The 14,406-nt window shown below is 70.0% G+C and carries 14 protein-coding genes; 8 read left to right on the forward strand and 6 right to left on the reverse strand.

Features of this window, described 5'->3' with window-relative positions:
* The coding region (locus ABDW35_RS18380) for an aldo/keto reductase (protein ID WP_343715330.1) at positions 1 to 251 on the reverse strand (251 nt) is incomplete at its 3' end.
* A 258-nt stretch (positions 252 to 509) separates the two neighbouring features.
* Here ABDW35_RS18380 and gfa point away from each other — a divergent pair.
* Positions 510 to 1,079, forward strand: coding sequence for an S-(hydroxymethyl)glutathione synthase (gene gfa, locus ABDW35_RS18385; RefSeq protein ID WP_343715331.1), 570 nt, complete (start codon positions 510 to 512; stop codon positions 1,077 to 1,079).
* A 47-nt stretch (positions 1,080 to 1,126) separates the two neighbouring features.
* Here gfa and ABDW35_RS18390 read toward each other — a convergent pair whose 3' ends face one another.
* Positions 1,127 to 1,792, reverse strand: a complete 666-nt coding sequence (locus tag ABDW35_RS18390; RefSeq protein WP_343715332.1) for a dihydrofolate reductase family protein — start codon at positions 1,790 to 1,792, stop codon at positions 1,127 to 1,129.
* A gap of 211 nt (positions 1,793 to 2,003) precedes the next feature.
* On the opposite strand from ABDW35_RS18390, the gene ABDW35_RS18395 reads away from it, so the two are divergent.
* A complete protein-coding gene (locus tag ABDW35_RS18395; protein WP_343715333.1) occupies positions 2,004 to 3,611 on the forward strand; it encodes an FMN-binding glutamate synthase family protein in 1,608 nt (535 codons plus the stop codon).
* A 91-nt stretch (positions 3,612 to 3,702) separates the two neighbouring features.
* Here ABDW35_RS18395 and ABDW35_RS18400 read toward each other — a convergent pair whose 3' ends face one another.
* The 3 genes from ABDW35_RS18400 to ABDW35_RS18410 form a co-directional block, all read right to left on the reverse strand.
* On the reverse strand, positions 3,703 to 4,998 hold the full coding sequence (locus ABDW35_RS18400; protein ID WP_343715334.1) for an MFS transporter: 1,296 nt from the start codon (positions 4,996 to 4,998) through the stop codon (positions 3,703 to 3,705).
* A gap of 111 nt (positions 4,999 to 5,109) precedes the next feature.
* The gene (hemF, locus tag ABDW35_RS18405; RefSeq protein WP_343715335.1) at positions 5,110 to 5,970 is read right to left on the reverse strand and encodes an oxygen-dependent coproporphyrinogen oxidase; all 861 of its coding nucleotides are present in this window, start codon (positions 5,968 to 5,970) and stop codon (positions 5,110 to 5,112) included.
* A gap of 81 nt (positions 5,971 to 6,051) precedes the next feature.
* Positions 6,052 to 6,501: a tRNA (cytidine(34)-2'-O)-methyltransferase gene (locus ABDW35_RS18410; protein WP_343715336.1), complete on the reverse strand. Its 450-nt coding sequence runs from the start codon at positions 6,499 to 6,501 to the stop codon at positions 6,052 to 6,054.
* Between the two features lie 185 nt (positions 6,502 to 6,686).
* Here ABDW35_RS18410 and petA point away from each other — a divergent pair, with 185 nt between their 5' ends.
* From petA to ABDW35_RS18440, 6 genes are all read left to right on the forward strand, one after another.
* Complete coding sequence (petA, locus tag ABDW35_RS18415) at positions 6,687 to 7,271, forward strand: ubiquinol-cytochrome c reductase iron-sulfur subunit (RefSeq protein ID WP_343715337.1); 585 nt, start codon at positions 6,687 to 6,689, stop codon at positions 7,269 to 7,271.
* Between the two features lie 23 nt (positions 7,272 to 7,294).
* Positions 7,295 to 8,566, forward strand: a complete 1,272-nt coding sequence (locus ABDW35_RS18420) for a cytochrome b N-terminal domain-containing protein (protein ID WP_343715338.1) — start codon at positions 7,295 to 7,297, stop codon at positions 8,564 to 8,566.
* Between the two features lie 2 nt (positions 8,567 to 8,568).
* Positions 8,569 to 9,387: a cytochrome c1 gene (locus ABDW35_RS18425; RefSeq protein ID WP_343715339.1), complete on the forward strand. Its 819-nt coding sequence runs from the start codon at positions 8,569 to 8,571 to the stop codon at positions 9,385 to 9,387.
* A gap of 84 nt (positions 9,388 to 9,471) precedes the next feature.
* Entirely contained in the window at positions 9,472 to 11,166 is a 1,695-nt protein-coding gene (locus tag ABDW35_RS18430; RefSeq protein ID WP_343715340.1) for an acyl-CoA dehydrogenase family protein, read from the forward strand.
* Entirely contained in the window at positions 11,163 to 11,723 is a 561-nt protein-coding gene (locus tag ABDW35_RS18435) for a DUF924 family protein (protein WP_343715341.1), read from the forward strand. Before ABDW35_RS18430 ends, ABDW35_RS18435 begins: the two co-directional genes overlap by 4 nt.
* Positions 11,723 to 12,490, forward strand: a complete 768-nt coding sequence (locus ABDW35_RS18440) for a VOC family protein (RefSeq protein WP_343715342.1) — start codon at positions 11,723 to 11,725, stop codon at positions 12,488 to 12,490. The genes ABDW35_RS18435 and ABDW35_RS18440 overlap by 1 nt, the downstream gene beginning before the upstream one ends.
* Positions 12,491 to 12,502: 12 nt before the next feature.
* Here ABDW35_RS18440 and ABDW35_RS18445 read toward each other — a convergent pair whose 3' ends face one another.
* On the reverse strand, positions 12,503 to 13,882 hold the full coding sequence (locus ABDW35_RS18445) for a peptidoglycan DD-metalloendopeptidase family protein (protein ID WP_343715343.1): 1,380 nt from the start codon (positions 13,880 to 13,882) through the stop codon (positions 12,503 to 12,505).
* Between the last annotated feature and the right edge of the window lie 524 nt (positions 13,883 to 14,406).

Raw genomic sequence — 14,406 nt, forward strand, 5'->3', positions numbered from 1 at the left:
GCCTTGGTCGACAGCACATGCGCGTCCCGCGGCCGGTCGGCCAGCGCAGTGCCGAAGCGTTGCTCGCTGACCCCGCCGGCATAGAGGGCGGCGGTGTCGAAATGGCGCAGGCCGCGGTCCCAGCAATGGTCGACCAGCGCGGCCACGGCGGCATCGCCGATCGAGCTGAACAGGCTGCCGCCGCCAATGCCCAGGCGGGACACGCGCAACGGGGTGCGGCCGACCGCGCGGCGCTCAATCGGATCGGGCATGATCGCTCCTCGGGCAGGGCCGCGCATTTCGGACGAATCGCCGTCCGGCGGGCCGATGCCCCGATCCTGGACCGATCCGCCCGCGCCCGCCAAGAGGCAATGCCCGACGGCGCGGGGGTCGCGCGCGGACCCCGCCCCGGCGGCCGGTTTCGACCCCATTTCTCATCCGAGGGTCCAATAGAGATTCCGCCCCGGTTGTCCGACACTTCCCGCCGGAACGGCCATCCGGGTCAACGAACGTCAAAAGGGAGAAACGCGATGAGCGAGTCCATACACCCGGTCGTCGACGGCGGCGTGCGCCAGGGGTCCGGCAGCTTCCAGGGGGGCACCCTGACCTGTCTGTGCACCGACCGTCCCGTCAAGGTGCGCATCGAGGGCGACGTCGCCCACAACCATGCCTGCGGCTGCACCAAGTGCTGGAAGCCGAAGGGCGTCAATTTCTCGGTCGTCGCGGTGGTGCCGTCCGACAAGGTGACGGTGCTGGAGAACGGCGACAAGCTGGCGGTGGTCGACCCCAGCGCCCTGATCCAGCGGCACGCCTGCAAGCAGTGCGGCGTGCACCTGTACGGGCCGGTCGAGCGCGACCACCCGTTCAAGGGCCTGTCCTTCATCCATCCGGAGCGGTTCGACAGCACCGGCTATGCCGCGCCGACCTTCGCTGCCTTCGTGTCCTCGATCATCGAATCGGGTGTCGATCCCAGCCGGATGGAAGGCGTCCGGGCCCGGCTGAAGGATCTGGGGCTGCCGCCCTATGACTGCCTCTCCCCGGGGTTGATGGACTACATCGCGACCTGGACCGCCAAGCGCTCCGGCGCGTTGCCGGCCTAGCGATTGACATTGCGGAGGCCGCCGGCATCCGGCGGCCTCCGATCGCCTCATCCCTCCCGCTTCATCCGCTTGCGCCGGGCCAGTTCGGCCGCGGACGACTCGCCCAGGGCGAAGGATCCGGTCGTCACCTCGCCGGAGCGGAGATAAGTGCTGATCACCACCCCGGTGGTCGAGGCTTGGCTGCTGACCAGCTTCAGCCCGGCCGGGATGGCACCGCGGCCGAACAGCCGCTTGCCGGAGCCGAGCACGACCGGGAAGGTCATCAGCCGGAACTCGTCGATCAGGTCAGCCGCCAGCAAGGTCTGGATCAGGTCGGCGCTGCCCTGCAGCAGCAGGGTCGGGCCGTTGTGCCGCTTCAGCTCCGCCACCGCCTCGGCAGCATCGCCGCGCAGCGGCACCGAATTCTGCCAGACCAGGGTCTCGGCCGAATGGGTGGCGACGTATTTCGTCGTGGCATTGAACAGCTTGCCGATCGGATCGTCCGCCGGGACATAGGGCCAGTGGGCGGCGAAGATCTCGTAGGTCTTGCGGCCCAGCAGCAGGTCGAACGGCTCGCCGAACGTCCCGTCCATGGCCTGGCCCATGACGTCGTCCCAGTGGTGGAACGTCCAGCCGCCATGGGCGAAGCCGCCGGTCGGATCCTCCTCCGGCCCGCCCGGGGCCTGCATCACGCCATCCAGGCTGACGAAGGCGGCGGTCACGACCTTTCTCATGTCCTTGCTCCTGTTACGTGGCCTGCCGCGCTGCGCGCTGCTTGAGGCCTGTCGATAGCGGCGTCTCGCACGCCGGGTTCGCACACAGGACGGGCGGGTAGCGCCGATTCCGACATCCCGCCCGAACTTTTCGCGCGGACGGACGCCGCGGTTTCACCGCTTCGCTCCGCCGGCGTATCGTCGGGGCGAGTCGCGAACCGCGGAGCCGCCGATGTCCCTGCTGAACCGCTACGTCGCCTTCGTGCTGCTGGTGCTGATCACCCTCGTCACCCTGCCGCTGATCGCGCAGGCGCACTGGCTGTGGCCGGTGACGCTGATCGCCGCGCTGCTCAGCCTGGTCGGCATCTGGGACCTGACCCAGGCGCCGCATGCGGTGCGCCGCAACTATCCGGTGATCGGGCACATCCGATATCTGGTCGAGGCGATCCGGCCGGAGATCCGGCAGTACCTGCTGGAGGCCGACAACGAGAAGCTGCCCTTCTCCCGCGCCCAGCGCTCGCTGGTCTACGCCCGGGCCAAGAACGAGGGCGGCGAGAAGCCGTTCGGCACGCTGCTCGACGTCTACGAACCGGGCTACGAGTTCATCGGCCATTCCACCCGGCCGGTGCCGGTGCCCGACCCGGCGACCTTCCGCATCACCGTCGGCGGGCCGCAATGCACGAAGCCCTATGCGCATTCGGTGTTCAACATCTCGGCGATCAGCTTCGGCGCGCTCAGCGCCAACGCCATCCGCGCCTTGAACCTGGGCGCCAAGATGGGCGGCTTTGCCCATGACACCGGCGAGGGCAGCATCAGCCCCTATCACCGCGAACACCAGGGCGACCTGGTATGGGAGCTGGGCAGCGGCTATTTCGGCTGCCGCACCGCCGACGGCCGGTTCGACCCGGAGCGCTTCGCCGAGCAGGCGCGGAGCGACCAGGTCAAGATGATCGAGATCAAGCTGAGCCAGGGGGCCAAGCCGGGCCATGGCGGCATCCTGCCGGCGAAGAAGGTGACGCCGGAGATCGCCGAGACCCGCGGCGTGCCGGTCGGGCAGGACTGCATCTCGCCGTCGCGGCACAGCGCCTTCGAGACGCCGATCGAGATGATGGGCTTCATCGCCCGGCTGCGCGAGCTGTCGGGCGGCAAGCCGGTCGGCTTCAAATTCTGCCTCGGCCACACCTGGGAGTTCATGGGCATCGTCAAGGCGATGCTGGAGACCGGCATCCTGCCCGACTTCATCGTCGTCGACGGGGCCGAGGGCGGCACCGGCGCCGCGCCGATCGAGTTCACCGACCATCTCGGCGTGCCGATGCGGGAAGGGCTGCTGTTCGTGCACAACACGCTGGTCGGCGCCAATCTGCGCGGCCAGATCAAGCTCGGCGTGGCCGGCAAGGTGGTCAGCGCCTTCGACATCGCCAGCGTGCTGGCGATCGGCGCCGACTGGGCCAATGCGGCGCGCGGCTTCATGTTCGCGATCGGCTGCATCCAGTCGCAGAGCTGCCACACCAACCGCTGCCCGACCGGCGTCGCCACCCAGGACCCGCTGCGCCAGCGCGCCTTGGTGGTGCCGGACAAGGCCGAGCGGGTGCGCAACTTCCACCGCGCCACCCTGAAGGCGCTGGCCGAGATGCTGGCGGCGGCGGGGCTGGAGCATCCGTCGCAGCTGGGGCCGCACCACCTGGTGCAGCGCACCGGCACGGCGGAGATCCGGCTGTTCTCGCAGCTACACTATTTCGCCAAGCCGGGCGAGCTGCTGGATGGCACCTCGCGCAGCACCCTCTATTCCGACAGCTGGAATCTCGCCCGCGCCGACAGCTTCGACCCGAAGCCGATGTAGGCGCGGGCGGCGGAGCCTCGTCGCGCGGTGCGGGCCGCGGGTGCGTCCGGTCCTGCACCACGGTCCTGCGCGGGCGGATGCGGGGTCGCCCTCAGTCGATCGGCTGGCCGGTGCGGTCGCGCATGGCCAGCAGGGTCAGGGCGCTGACCACCGCGGCGGCGATCACGTAGAAGCTCGGCGCCAGCTTGCTGCCGGTCTCATCGATCAGCAGGGTGACGATCACCGCCGCGAAGCCGCCGAAGATGGTCACGGCGAAGTTGTAGGCCAGCGACAGGCCGGTGGAGCGCAGCCCGGCCGGGAACTGCTCGGCCAGCAGGGCCGGGGCGGGGCCGGTGAAGGCGGCCAGCAGCAGGCCGAGGATGGCCTGCACCGTCGCCAGCACGGCCAGGGTCGGGGTGGCGTTGACCCAGGCGAAGAGCGGCCAGACCAGCACGCCGATGGCGACCGCCGCAGCCAGCAGCAGTTGCCGGCGGCCGATCCGGTCGGACAGCATGCCGGCCACCGGGCAGCCCAGCATCAGCACCACGCCCCCGATGGTGGTGGCGATGAAGGCGTCGGCCAGGGAGATGCCCAGCTGCTTGTTGGCGTAGGTGGTCATGTAGAACAGCAGCACATAGGTGCAGACCGTCCACAGGATGGTGACGCCGAAGCCGGAGGCGATGCCGCGCGGATGCTCGGCCAGGGCGTCGCGCAGCGGCGATTCGCTCTTGCGGGTGCGGTCGTCGGTGAAGACCGGCGTCTCGTCGATCCGGGCGCGGATATAGAAGCCGACCGGCCCGATCAGCAGACCGAACAGGAACGGCACGCGCCAGCCCCAGCTGTCGATCGCGGCCGGGGTCAGCGCCTGGGTGACGATGGTGCCGCAGATGCCGCCCAGCACCACGGCCAGGGCCTGGCTGGTCTGCTGCCAGCTGGCATAGTAGCCGCGCCGCTTCGCCGGGGCGTATTCGATCAGGAAGGCCGTGGCGCCGCCGATCTCGCCGCCGGCGGAGAAGCCCTGGATCAGCCGGGCCAGCACGATCACCAGCGGCCCGGCGATGCCGGCCTGGGCGTAGGTCGGGGCGAAGCCCAGCAGCGCGGTGCCGACCGCCATCAGCAGGATGGTCAGGGTCAGCGCCGCCTTGCGCCCGGCGCGGTCGGCATAGACGCCCAGCACCACGGCGCCGACCGGCCGCATGAAGAAGCCGACGCCATAGGTGCCGACGGTCAGCAGGATCGAGGTCAGATCGTCGCCGGCCGGGAAGAACAGCCGGGCGATGATCGGGGTGAAGAAGCCGTAGACGGTGAAGTCGAACCACTCGAGCCCGTTGCCGATCGTCGCCGCGGCGATGGCATGCCGCCGCTCCGCGTCGCGAAGCCCGATGGGACCCGAAGCCTGCACCGTCATTCCTGCGCCTCCCCTGGGATTTTGGTCCAAGAGGGCGAGTTCACGACGGCCCGCGCCGGCTGTCCACCCGGCAATGGACGGCGCCGGGCTGCCATGCGGTCGGAGGGTTCTCTACGGCCAGGCGACCATCGGCGGCAGCGACATCAGGATCGCCTCGGTGTTGCCTCCGGTCTTCAGGCCGAAGGTGGTGCCGCGGTCGTAGAGCAGGTTGAACTCGACATAGCGGCCGCGGCGCTGCAGCTGATGCGCCCGCTGTTCCTCGGTCCAGGGCCGGTCCATGTGGCGGCGGACGATGCGCGGATAGATGTCGAGGAAGGCCAGGCCGACATCGCGGGTGAAGGCGAAATCGGCGTCCCAATCGCCGCTGTCGACATTGTCGAAGAAAATGCCGCCGACGCCGCGCGGCTCGTCCCGGTGCGGCAGGAAGAAGTACTTGTCGCACCACTCCTTGAAGCGCGGGTAGTAGCCGGGATCGTGCCGGTCGCAGGCGGCCCGCAGCGCGGCGTGGAACTCCGCCGTGTCGGCCTCGTCCGGGATCATCGGCGTCAGGTCGGCGCCGCCGCCGAACCAGCCGATCGAGGTCTCGATCCGCCGCGTGTTCATGTGCACCGCCGGCACCAGCGGGCTCTGCAGATGCGCCACCAGGCTGATGCCCGACGCCCAGAAGTGGCCGTCCCCCGCCGCGCCCGGGATCTGGGCCCGAAACGCCTCGGAGAACTCGCCATGGACGGTCGAGATGTTGACGCCGACCTTCTCGAACACCCGGCCGCGCATCGTCGACATCACGCCGCCGCCGCCGCCCGGCCGGTCCCAGGGCTTGCGCACGAACCGGCCGGCCGGCCGGTCGGCGAGCGGGCCGGCATAGTCGTCCTCGATCGCCTCGAAGGCGGCGCAGATCCGGTCGCGCAGCGTCGCGAACCAGGCGGCGGCCTCGGCCTTGCGGGATTCGACCAGGTCGGGTGTCGGGCTCATGCGGGCCTCCGTTGCAGCGGCGGCACCATAGGACGGCCGGAGAGGGGCGGGAATGGCCGTCCGCGCCGCAGGCATGGGATCTCAGAAGGCGGCCCCGGTCTGGCGAATCGCTTCGCCCAAGACCATGGCGGCGGCGGTGGCGACGTTGATCGACCGCGCCTCCGGCCGCAGCGGGATGACGATGCGGGCATCCGCCGCATCATGCACGTCGTCGGGCACGCCGGCGCTCTCGCGCCCGACCATGATCCGGTCGGACGGGGCGAAGGCGAAGCCGGTATAGGGCTGGCTGGCCTTGGTGGTCAGCAGCACCAGCCGCCCGGAATGGGCCGCCTCGGCATAGCGCCGCCAGCTGACCCAGCGCGTGAGATCCAGGAAATCCGCGTAGTCCATGGCCGCGCGGCGAAGCCGCCGGTCGTCGACCAGGAAGCCGCAGGGCTCGATCAGGTCGACGGCGACGCCGAGCGCCGCGGCCAGCCGCATCATGGTGCCCGCGTTCTGCGGGATGTCGGGTTCGAAGAGGACGAGGCGCATGGTCGGTCGAGGCTCGGGCGCAATGGGGCATCGCTGTGCGGTTCTAGCGAATTGCAAGGGTCGGAATGGCATTGTATAGACCCGGAGCCGCCTCCTGCCCGGATTGCGTGTTTGCGCCGTCGGGGACCGAAGCCAGCTCGGGGGGCGCGGGGGATAAAGGTCGACCAAGAAGGACCGTTGCAACAATGTCGGATACCACCCTCCAGGGCACGCCGGGCCCGAGCCATACGCCGACCGGGGATCACGGATCCGGGGAGGGGGGCACTCGTCGCGATTTCCTGTATCTCCTGACCGGCGCGGTGGGCGCTGTCGGTGTCGCCAGCGTGGCCTGGCCCCTGATCGACAGCATGAACCCGTCGAAGGACGTCCTGGCCCTCGCCTCGATCGATGTCGACCTGACCCCGGTGGCGGTCGGCCAGTCCCTGACGGTGAAGTGGCGCGGCAAGCCCGTCTTCATCCGGCACCGGCCGGAAGACCAGATCAAGGCGGCGGAGGACGTGCCGCTCAGCCAACTGCCCGACCCGCAGCCCGACTCGGCCCGTGTGCAGAAGCCGGAATGGCTCGTCGTCATCGGCGTGTGCACCCATCTCGGCTGCATCCCGCTGGGCCAGAACCCGGGTGAGAATCGCGGCCCCTATGGCGGCTGGTTCTGCCCGTGCCACGGTTCGATCTACGACACCTCCGGGCGCATCCGGCAGGGGCCGGCGCCGGCGAACCTCGCCGTGCCGACCTACGCCTTCACCGCCGACACCAAAGTCAAGATCGGCTGAGCCGTTCGCTCCGGAGACTTCCCATGGCCCACTCAGCCCAGCCCGCGAATTTCCAGAACCCGGTGATCCGCTGGGTCGACTCGCGCCTGCCGATCTTCTCGATGATGTACAAGGAGTACGGCGAGTACCCGGCTCCGCGGAACTTCAACTACCTTTGGAACTTCGGCGCCATCGCCGGGATGATGCTGGTGATCATGATCGCCACCGGCCTGTTCCTGTCGATGCAGTACACGCCGCATGTCGATTTCGCCTTCCAGTCGGTCGAGCGCATCATGCGCGACGTCAATTACGGCTGGCTGATGCGCTACATCCATGCCAACGGCGCGTCGATGTTCTTCATCGCCGTCTACATCCATATCTTCCGCGGCCTGTACTATGGCTCCTACAAGAGCCCGCGTGAGCTGGTGTGGATCTTCGGCGTGCTGATCTTCCTGCTGATGATGGCCACCGCCTTCATGGGCTATGTGCTGCCTTGGGGCCAGATGAGCTTCTGGGGCGCCACCGTCATCACCAACCTGTTCTCGGCCATCCCGCTGGTCGGCGAGAACATCGTCACCTGGCTGTGGGGCGGCTTCGCGGTCGACAATCCGACGCTGAACCGCTTCTACTCGCTGCACTTCCTGCTGCCCTTCGTGATCCTCGGCGTCGTCATCATCCATGTCGGCGCCTTCCACATCACCGGCTCGAACAACCCCTCGGGCATCGACCCCAAGGGCCCGCAGGACACGCTGCCCTTCCATCCGTACTACACGGCCAAGGACAGCTTCGGCATCGCCGTGTTCCTGATCTTCTATGCCTTCATCGTGTTCTTCGCGCCGAACCTGATGGGGCATGCCGACAACTACATCCAGGCCAACCCGCTGCAGACGCCGGCGCATATCGTCCCGGAATGGTACTTCCTGCCGTTCTACGCGATCCTGCGCTCGATCACCTTCAGCCTGTTCGGCATCCCGGCAAAGCTGCTGGGCGTGATCGCCATGTTCGGCGCCATCGCCATCCTGTTCGTCCTGCCCTGGCTCGACACCAGCCGGGTGCGCAGCGCCCGGTTCCGCCCGATCTACCGCTGGTGCTTCTGGCTGCTGGTGGCGTCGGTGATCGGTCTCGGCTACGCCGGGTCGCAGCCGCCGGAGGGGCTGCCCGTGGTGATCGGCCAGGTCGGCATGGTCTACTACTTCCTGCACTTCCTGGTGATCCTGCCGATCCTGGGCAAGATCGAACGGCCGCTGCCGCTGCCGCGCAGCATCAGCGAATCCGTCCTCGGGCCCTCGGCCGCTACGAATACGGTGAAGGCGTGACCATGCCGCTCCTCGACAAGATCATGCTCAGATCCGCCCTCACCGCCGCGGCCGTCCTGCTGACCCTCGGCACCGCCCTCCCGTCCGCCCGGGCGGCAGAGGAGGGGGCCGAGCCGCAGGCCCAGAACTGGTCCTTCGCCGGCTTCTTCGGCACCTTCGACCGGGCCTCCGCCCAGCGCGGCTTCCAGGTCTACAAGGAGGTCTGCTCGAACTGCCACACCATGCACCTGATGTCCTTCCGCGACCTGGGCCCGAACGGGCCCGGCGGCGGGCTGGGCTTCAGCGAGGACGAGGTCAAGGCGATCGCGGCCGAGTACAAGGTGGCCGACACCAACGACGCGGGCGAGCCGATCGAGCGCACGGCGCTGCCGTCGGACAAGTTCCACAACCCGTTCCCGAATGACAAGGCGGCGGCGGCGGCGAATGGCGGCAAGGTGCCGCCCGACCTGTCGCTGATGGCCAAGGCGCGCGGCGAGGGCGGCGAGACCGACGGCCCGAACTACATCTATGCGTTCCTCACCGGCTTCCACGACGCGCCGGAAGGCTTCAAGGTGCCGGAGGGGCTGAACTACAACGCCGCCTTCCCCGGCCATGTCACGGCGATGCCGAACATCCTGACCGACGACGCGGTGACCTACAGCGACGGCACCAAGGCGACGCATCAGCAGGAAGCCTGGGACGTCGTCAACTTCCTGATGTGGACGGCCGAGCCGTATCTGGAGAATCGCAAGCACACCGGCGTCAAGGTGGTCCTGTTCCTGATCGTCTTCGCCGGGCTGCTGTACTCGGTGAAGCGCAAGGTCTGGGCCAACGCCCACTGATCTTTCGGGCAGGATGGTTCCAGCGAGGCGGCGCTTGCGCCGCCTCGTGCTATTTTGGGCAGGTGTTCTATCGGGGAGGGCGCCATGGACCGGACCGAGACCCGACCGCTCGAGCTGCCGCCCGCGATCCGCGGCCTGAACCTGTTCACGACCGACCGCGACCTGCAGCGCCGCCTGGCCCGGCGCAGCCCCGACCTGCTGCCGCGCTTCGGCGACCGGCTGACCGAGTTCGGCGCCTGGGTCGGCGAGACGGTGGAGGCGCAGGCCGACTACACCAGCCGGCACGCCCCGCCGCGGCTGGACAGCCATGACGGCACCGGCGCGCCGGTCGGCCGGGTGGTGCTGAACGCCGAATACCGCGCCTGCCACGCCGACGCCTATCGCCGCGGCGTGATCGGCCTCGCCTTTGGACAAGAGAGGGCGCCGCACCTCCTGTCCTTCATCATGGGCGGCGTGCTGTCCCAGGCCGATATCTCGGTGCACTGCCCGGTGACGATGACCGGCGCCGTCGCCTGGGTGCTCGACCGGCTGGCGCCGGACCCGGTGCGCAGCGAGTGGCTGCCGCTCGTGACCCGGATGGATGGCCGGGCCCTGTCCGGCGGCACCTGGGCGACCGAGCTGCATGGCGGCACCGACGTCGCCGCCACCACCACGGTGGCGGAGGGGGACGGCGCCGCCTGGCGCCTGACCGGCCTGAAATGGTTCACCAGCAATGCCGGGGCCGGAGTGGCTTTGGCCACCGCCCGGCCGCGCGGCGCTCCGGAAGGCGCCCGCGGCCTGGGCTGCTACCTGGTGCCGTCGCTGCTGCCGGACGGCACGCCGAACCGGCTGCATGTCCGGCGGCTGAAGGACAAGGTCGGGACCCGCGGCCTGGCCACCGGCGAGACCGTGCTGGACGGCGCCTGGGCGGTCGAGGTGGCGCCGCCGCCGCACGGCCTCAAGGCGATGCTGGAGGCGCTGGAATACAGCCGGGTGCACAACGCCTTCGGCGCCGCCGGGCTGCATCGCCGCGCCTTGCTCGAATCGCTGGCCTGGACAAGCCATCGCCGGGTCGGCGGCGCGCTCCTGCGGACCACGCCGATGATGCGCGACGTGCTGCTCGACCTCGCCGCGACGCAGGAGGCGTCGGCGGCGCTGGCCTTCGAGGCTGCGATGGCCTTCGAGGCGCCGGGCGAGGATCCGGCGGTCGAGGGCTGGCGCCGCGCATCCGTGGCGCTGGCCAAGTACTGGACCGCGGCGGAGGCGACGGCCGCGGCGGCCCGGGCGGTCGAGATCGTCGGCGGCAACGGCTACACCGAGGAATGGCCGACCGCCCGGCTGTACCGCGACGCGCTGGTCACCGCGGTGTGGGAGGGGCCGGCCAATGTCCAGGCGCTGGAGGTCCTGCGCGCCACCATCGGCCGGCTGCCGGGGGACCAGGCGCTGCTGGACCGGGTCTCCGGCATCCTCGACTCGATGCCGGAGGCGCTGCAGCCGATCGCGGCGCGGCTGCGCCCGGTGCTCGACAGCGTTCGCGCCGGCTTCGCCCATCTGCGGGCGCGGCCGGAGGACGGGCCGCGCCTGGCCCGGCGGCTGATGCATCCGGCGGCCGAGCTGCTGGCCGCGTCGCTGATGCTGGAGGAGGCGGCGGCCGACCTCGCCGAAGGCGACCGGCGCAAGGCGCTGACGGCCGGTCGGTTCGCCCTCCGGCTCGATCCGCGCGCCACGGTGGACCTCGGCGAGGATCCGTTGCATGCCCTGTTCGACGACATCATCGGCTACGGACTCTGCCCCGCATGACCCCGCTTTCGGTTTCCGCCCATGACTTGCTGGCCTTCTGGTTCGAGGAATCGGGGAAGGAGCGCTGGTTCGGCGGCGATGCCGGCTTCGACGCCGAGATCCGCGCCCGCTTCCTGACCCTGCAGGAGGAGGCGGCTGCCGGCCGGCATGACGACTGGGCGACGTCGCCGCTCGGCGTGGTCGCGCTCTGCATCCTGCTCGACCAGTTCCCGCGCAACCTGTTCCGCGGCACGCCGCGGGCCTTCGCCACCGACGCCAAGGCGCTGGCCCTGGCGAAGGCGGCGATCGACCAGGGCTTCGACACCGACCCGGCGCTGACCGACGATCACCGGCTGTTCCTCTACCTGCCCTTCGAGCACAGCGAGGACCTGGCCGACCAGAGGCGCTGCGTGGAGCTGCAGACCGCGCGGATCGGCGATGCGGAATACATCGACTACGCCCGGCGGCATCTTGCGGTGATCGAGCGCTTCGGCCGCTTCCCGCATCGCAACGCCATCCTCGGCCGCACCAGCACGCCGGAGGAGGAGGCGCATCTGGCCGAGCACGGGGGCTTCTGATGCCGGCGATCACCGGGCTCGACCACATCATCCTGGCGGTGGCGGCGCTGGATGCGGCGCGCGACACCTGGCGGCGCCTCGGCTTCACCGTGACGCCGCGCGGCCGCCACATCGGCTGGGGCACCGCCAATTACTGCATCATGCTGGAGGCCGATTACATCGAGCTGCTCGGCGTGCTCGACCCGACGCAGTTCGACAACGGCCTCGGCGAGCGCCTGGCGCGGGACGGGGAGGGGCTGCTCGGCATCTCCCTCGCCACCCGCTCGGCCGATTCGGCCGCGGCAGCCTTCGAGGCGGCGGGAGCGGGGGGAGAGCCGGCGCGCGACCTGGCCCGGCTGCTCGATCTGCCGGAGGGCCCGGTGCAGCCCGCCTTCCGCCTGGCCTATCCGGCGCGGCGTGATGCCTTCGGCCTGTCGCTCTTCGCCACCGAGCACCGGACGCCGGAGCTGCTGCGCCGGCCGGAATGGGAGTGGCATGCCAATGGCGCGACCGGGGTGCTGCGGCTCGACCTGCCGGCGCCGCTCGCCGGGCCGGCTCTGGCTGCCTGGGCAGCGCTGGACGGGGCACGGCTTGAGGCCGAATCGGTCATGGTCGGCGACTTCACTCTCGGCATCGGCGAGCTGCCGATGCTGCACATCGCCACCAGCAACCTCGATGCCTGCGAATCGGCGCTGCGCGACGGCCGTGTCGCCCATACCCGGCATCCGGGCGAGATCCGCGTGCCGCCGCTGCCGGGGACCGGGCTGGCGCTACGATTCGCGGGCTGAGACGCTTGGCGCCTAGCCGTCGACGCGTCGGGCGACCGACGCTACCGGTGCCTCCTCGGTCAGCTGCCGGAACTGGCGGTCGATCGCCTCGACCCGGCGCTTGAACTCGGCGCGGTCGCGGCCGGCCAGGGTGGTGCCGGTCGGCAGGTCGACGCTCAGCGGATTCACCTGGGCGCCGGCGACCAGCACCTCGTAGTGCAGATGTGGCCCGGTCGCCATGCCGCTGGAGCCGACATAGCCGATCACCTCGCCCTGCTTGACGCGCGAGCCCTTCTTCAGCCGGGCGAATCGGCTCATATGGGCATAGGCGGTCGACAGCCGGTTGTTGTGCCGCAGCCGGATGTAGCGGCCGAAGCCGCGCTGCGGGCCGATCATCTCCACCGTGCCGTCGCCGGCGGCATAGATCGGGGTGCCGCTGGGTGCGCCGAAATCGACGCCGCGATGCATCCGCGTATAGCCCAGGACCGGGTGGCGCCGGCTGCCGAATCGGGAGGTCAGCCGGGCCCCGTCGACCGGCGTGCGCAGCAGCAGGCGCTGCACGCTGGCACCGTCGCGGTCGTAATAGTCGACCGTGCCGTCGCGGCTCTCATAGCGGTACATGGTCAGGGTCTTGTCGCCCAGCTCCAGCCGCGCCATCTCGACCGGCCCCAGCCGGGCGACGCTGCCATCCGGGGTGTGATCCTGGCTGAACAGCACGGCGAATCGGTCGCCCGGCTGCAGGTCGCGCTGGAAGTCGACCGAATAGGCCCAGGTCTTCAGCAGCGACAGCACCACCGCATCCGGCACCCCGGCCGCGGTGGCGTCGGCATAGAGGCTCGATTCGATCACGCCCTCGACCCCGACCGGGCGGCTCTCCAGCACGCGCTCGGCCTCGCTGCTGCGGAAGCTGCCGTCCGGCGCCAGGCGGGCGGTGACCGTGCGGTCCACCTCCGGCATCAGGCTGACCGCCTTCAGCACGCGCTCGCCGCCGCTGTGGTCGAAAGTCACGGTGACCGGCTGGCCGATTCGCAGCTTGGTCGGGTCGTACAGCCCGTCCAGCGCGGCCGCGGCGGCATGGGCCTCCTCATCGGCGGCGCCGGCCTCGGCCAGCAGGCCCATCAGCGTGTCGCCCGATTCGACCTCGACGATTCGGCGCTCGGCCCCCCGCGGGGCCGGCGGCCGGCTCAGTCCCTCGTCGAGAGCGGCGAGCATCCAGTCCGCCGGCTCGTCCGGGGCCGGCAGGAACGCGTCAGTGGCGAGCTCGTCGCGCAGATCCGATCGGAGCGTCGGGACCGCCGGGCCGCCGGTGGCCGCATCGGCGCGATGCGGCGAGTCGGGGAGGAGCAGGGCGGCACCGGCCCCGAGGCCGGCCAAGGCCAGAATCGACAGGACTCCGAGCGGGACGATTCGCAATGGGTCGGTCTCCGATGGCAGTGGGGAGGCCGCCCGCAGGGCCGGGGCGCGCCTGAATCGTCGGCCGAACATGCGGGAGCGGGGGAGTCAGGTCAACCGGCTGGGGTTGGCCGAATTTCACCCACCACCCCTTGCGCGCGTGCGCGCGAATCTCCATCTAGGGGCGGTCGGGCCGGCGAAACCGGCCGGTCCGGTGGTTCGGAGCTCTCTGCCTTGCGCGGGAAAGCACCTCGCGGGGAGAAAACGCTGTTCGAAAAATTTTCGTCACAAAGCGTTTGACAGGCTCCGGCGACCCCCCTATAAACCGCCTCACCGACGACGACGCGGCGGTGAGCGAAAGCGAAACGGCGGGTCGGACAGGGCAGCAGATGAAAATCTGGTTGCACTGAGAAGTCGGAAGGATTACATCGGCGTTTCTGCCCTGGCGGGCCGGCCCTGGAAGGGGAAGGCGCGACGGGCGGATGCGGCTCTGGAGCCAGGAAACTGGTGATAAGAGCGACGGATCTTGGACAAGTGAGAAGAAG

The organism is Inquilinus sp., assembly GCF_039594555.1.
GTDB lineage: Bacteria > Pseudomonadota > Alphaproteobacteria > DSM-16000 > Inquilinaceae > Inquilinus.

What these genes read in the sequence shown, in the direction of transcription:
- gfa (WP_343715331.1), top strand. Translation starts at nt 510, where the DNA reads ATGAGCGAGTCCATACACCCGGTCGTCGACGGCGGCGTGCGCCAGGGG.
- ABDW35_RS18390 (WP_343715332.1), bottom strand. Translation starts at nt 1,792, where the DNA reads ATGAGAAAGGTCGTGACCGCCGCCTTCGTCAGCCTGGATGGCGTGATG.
- ABDW35_RS18395 (WP_343715333.1), top strand. Translation starts at nt 2,004, where the DNA reads ATGTCCCTGCTGAACCGCTACGTCGCCTTCGTGCTGCTGGTGCTGATC.
- ABDW35_RS18400 (WP_343715334.1), bottom strand. Translation starts at nt 4,998, where the DNA reads ATGACGGTGCAGGCTTCGGGTCCCATCGGGCTTCGCGACGCGGAGCGG.
- hemF (WP_343715335.1), bottom strand. Translation starts at nt 5,970, where the DNA reads ATGAGCCCGACACCCGACCTGGTCGAATCCCGCAAGGCCGAGGCCGCC.
- ABDW35_RS18410 (WP_343715336.1), bottom strand. Translation starts at nt 6,501, where the DNA reads ATGCGCCTCGTCCTCTTCGAACCCGACATCCCGCAGAACGCGGGCACC.
- petA (WP_343715337.1), top strand. Translation starts at nt 6,687, where the DNA reads ATGTCGGATACCACCCTCCAGGGCACGCCGGGCCCGAGCCATACGCCG.
- ABDW35_RS18420 (WP_343715338.1), top strand. Translation starts at nt 7,295, where the DNA reads ATGGCCCACTCAGCCCAGCCCGCGAATTTCCAGAACCCGGTGATCCGC.
- ABDW35_RS18425 (WP_343715339.1), top strand. Translation starts at nt 8,569, where the DNA reads ATGCCGCTCCTCGACAAGATCATGCTCAGATCCGCCCTCACCGCCGCG.
- ABDW35_RS18430 (WP_343715340.1), top strand. Translation starts at nt 9,472, where the DNA reads ATGGACCGGACCGAGACCCGACCGCTCGAGCTGCCGCCCGCGATCCGC.
- ABDW35_RS18435 (WP_343715341.1), top strand. Translation starts at nt 11,163, where the DNA reads ATGACCCCGCTTTCGGTTTCCGCCCATGACTTGCTGGCCTTCTGGTTC.
- ABDW35_RS18440 (WP_343715342.1), top strand. Translation starts at nt 11,723, where the DNA reads ATGCCGGCGATCACCGGGCTCGACCACATCATCCTGGCGGTGGCGGCG.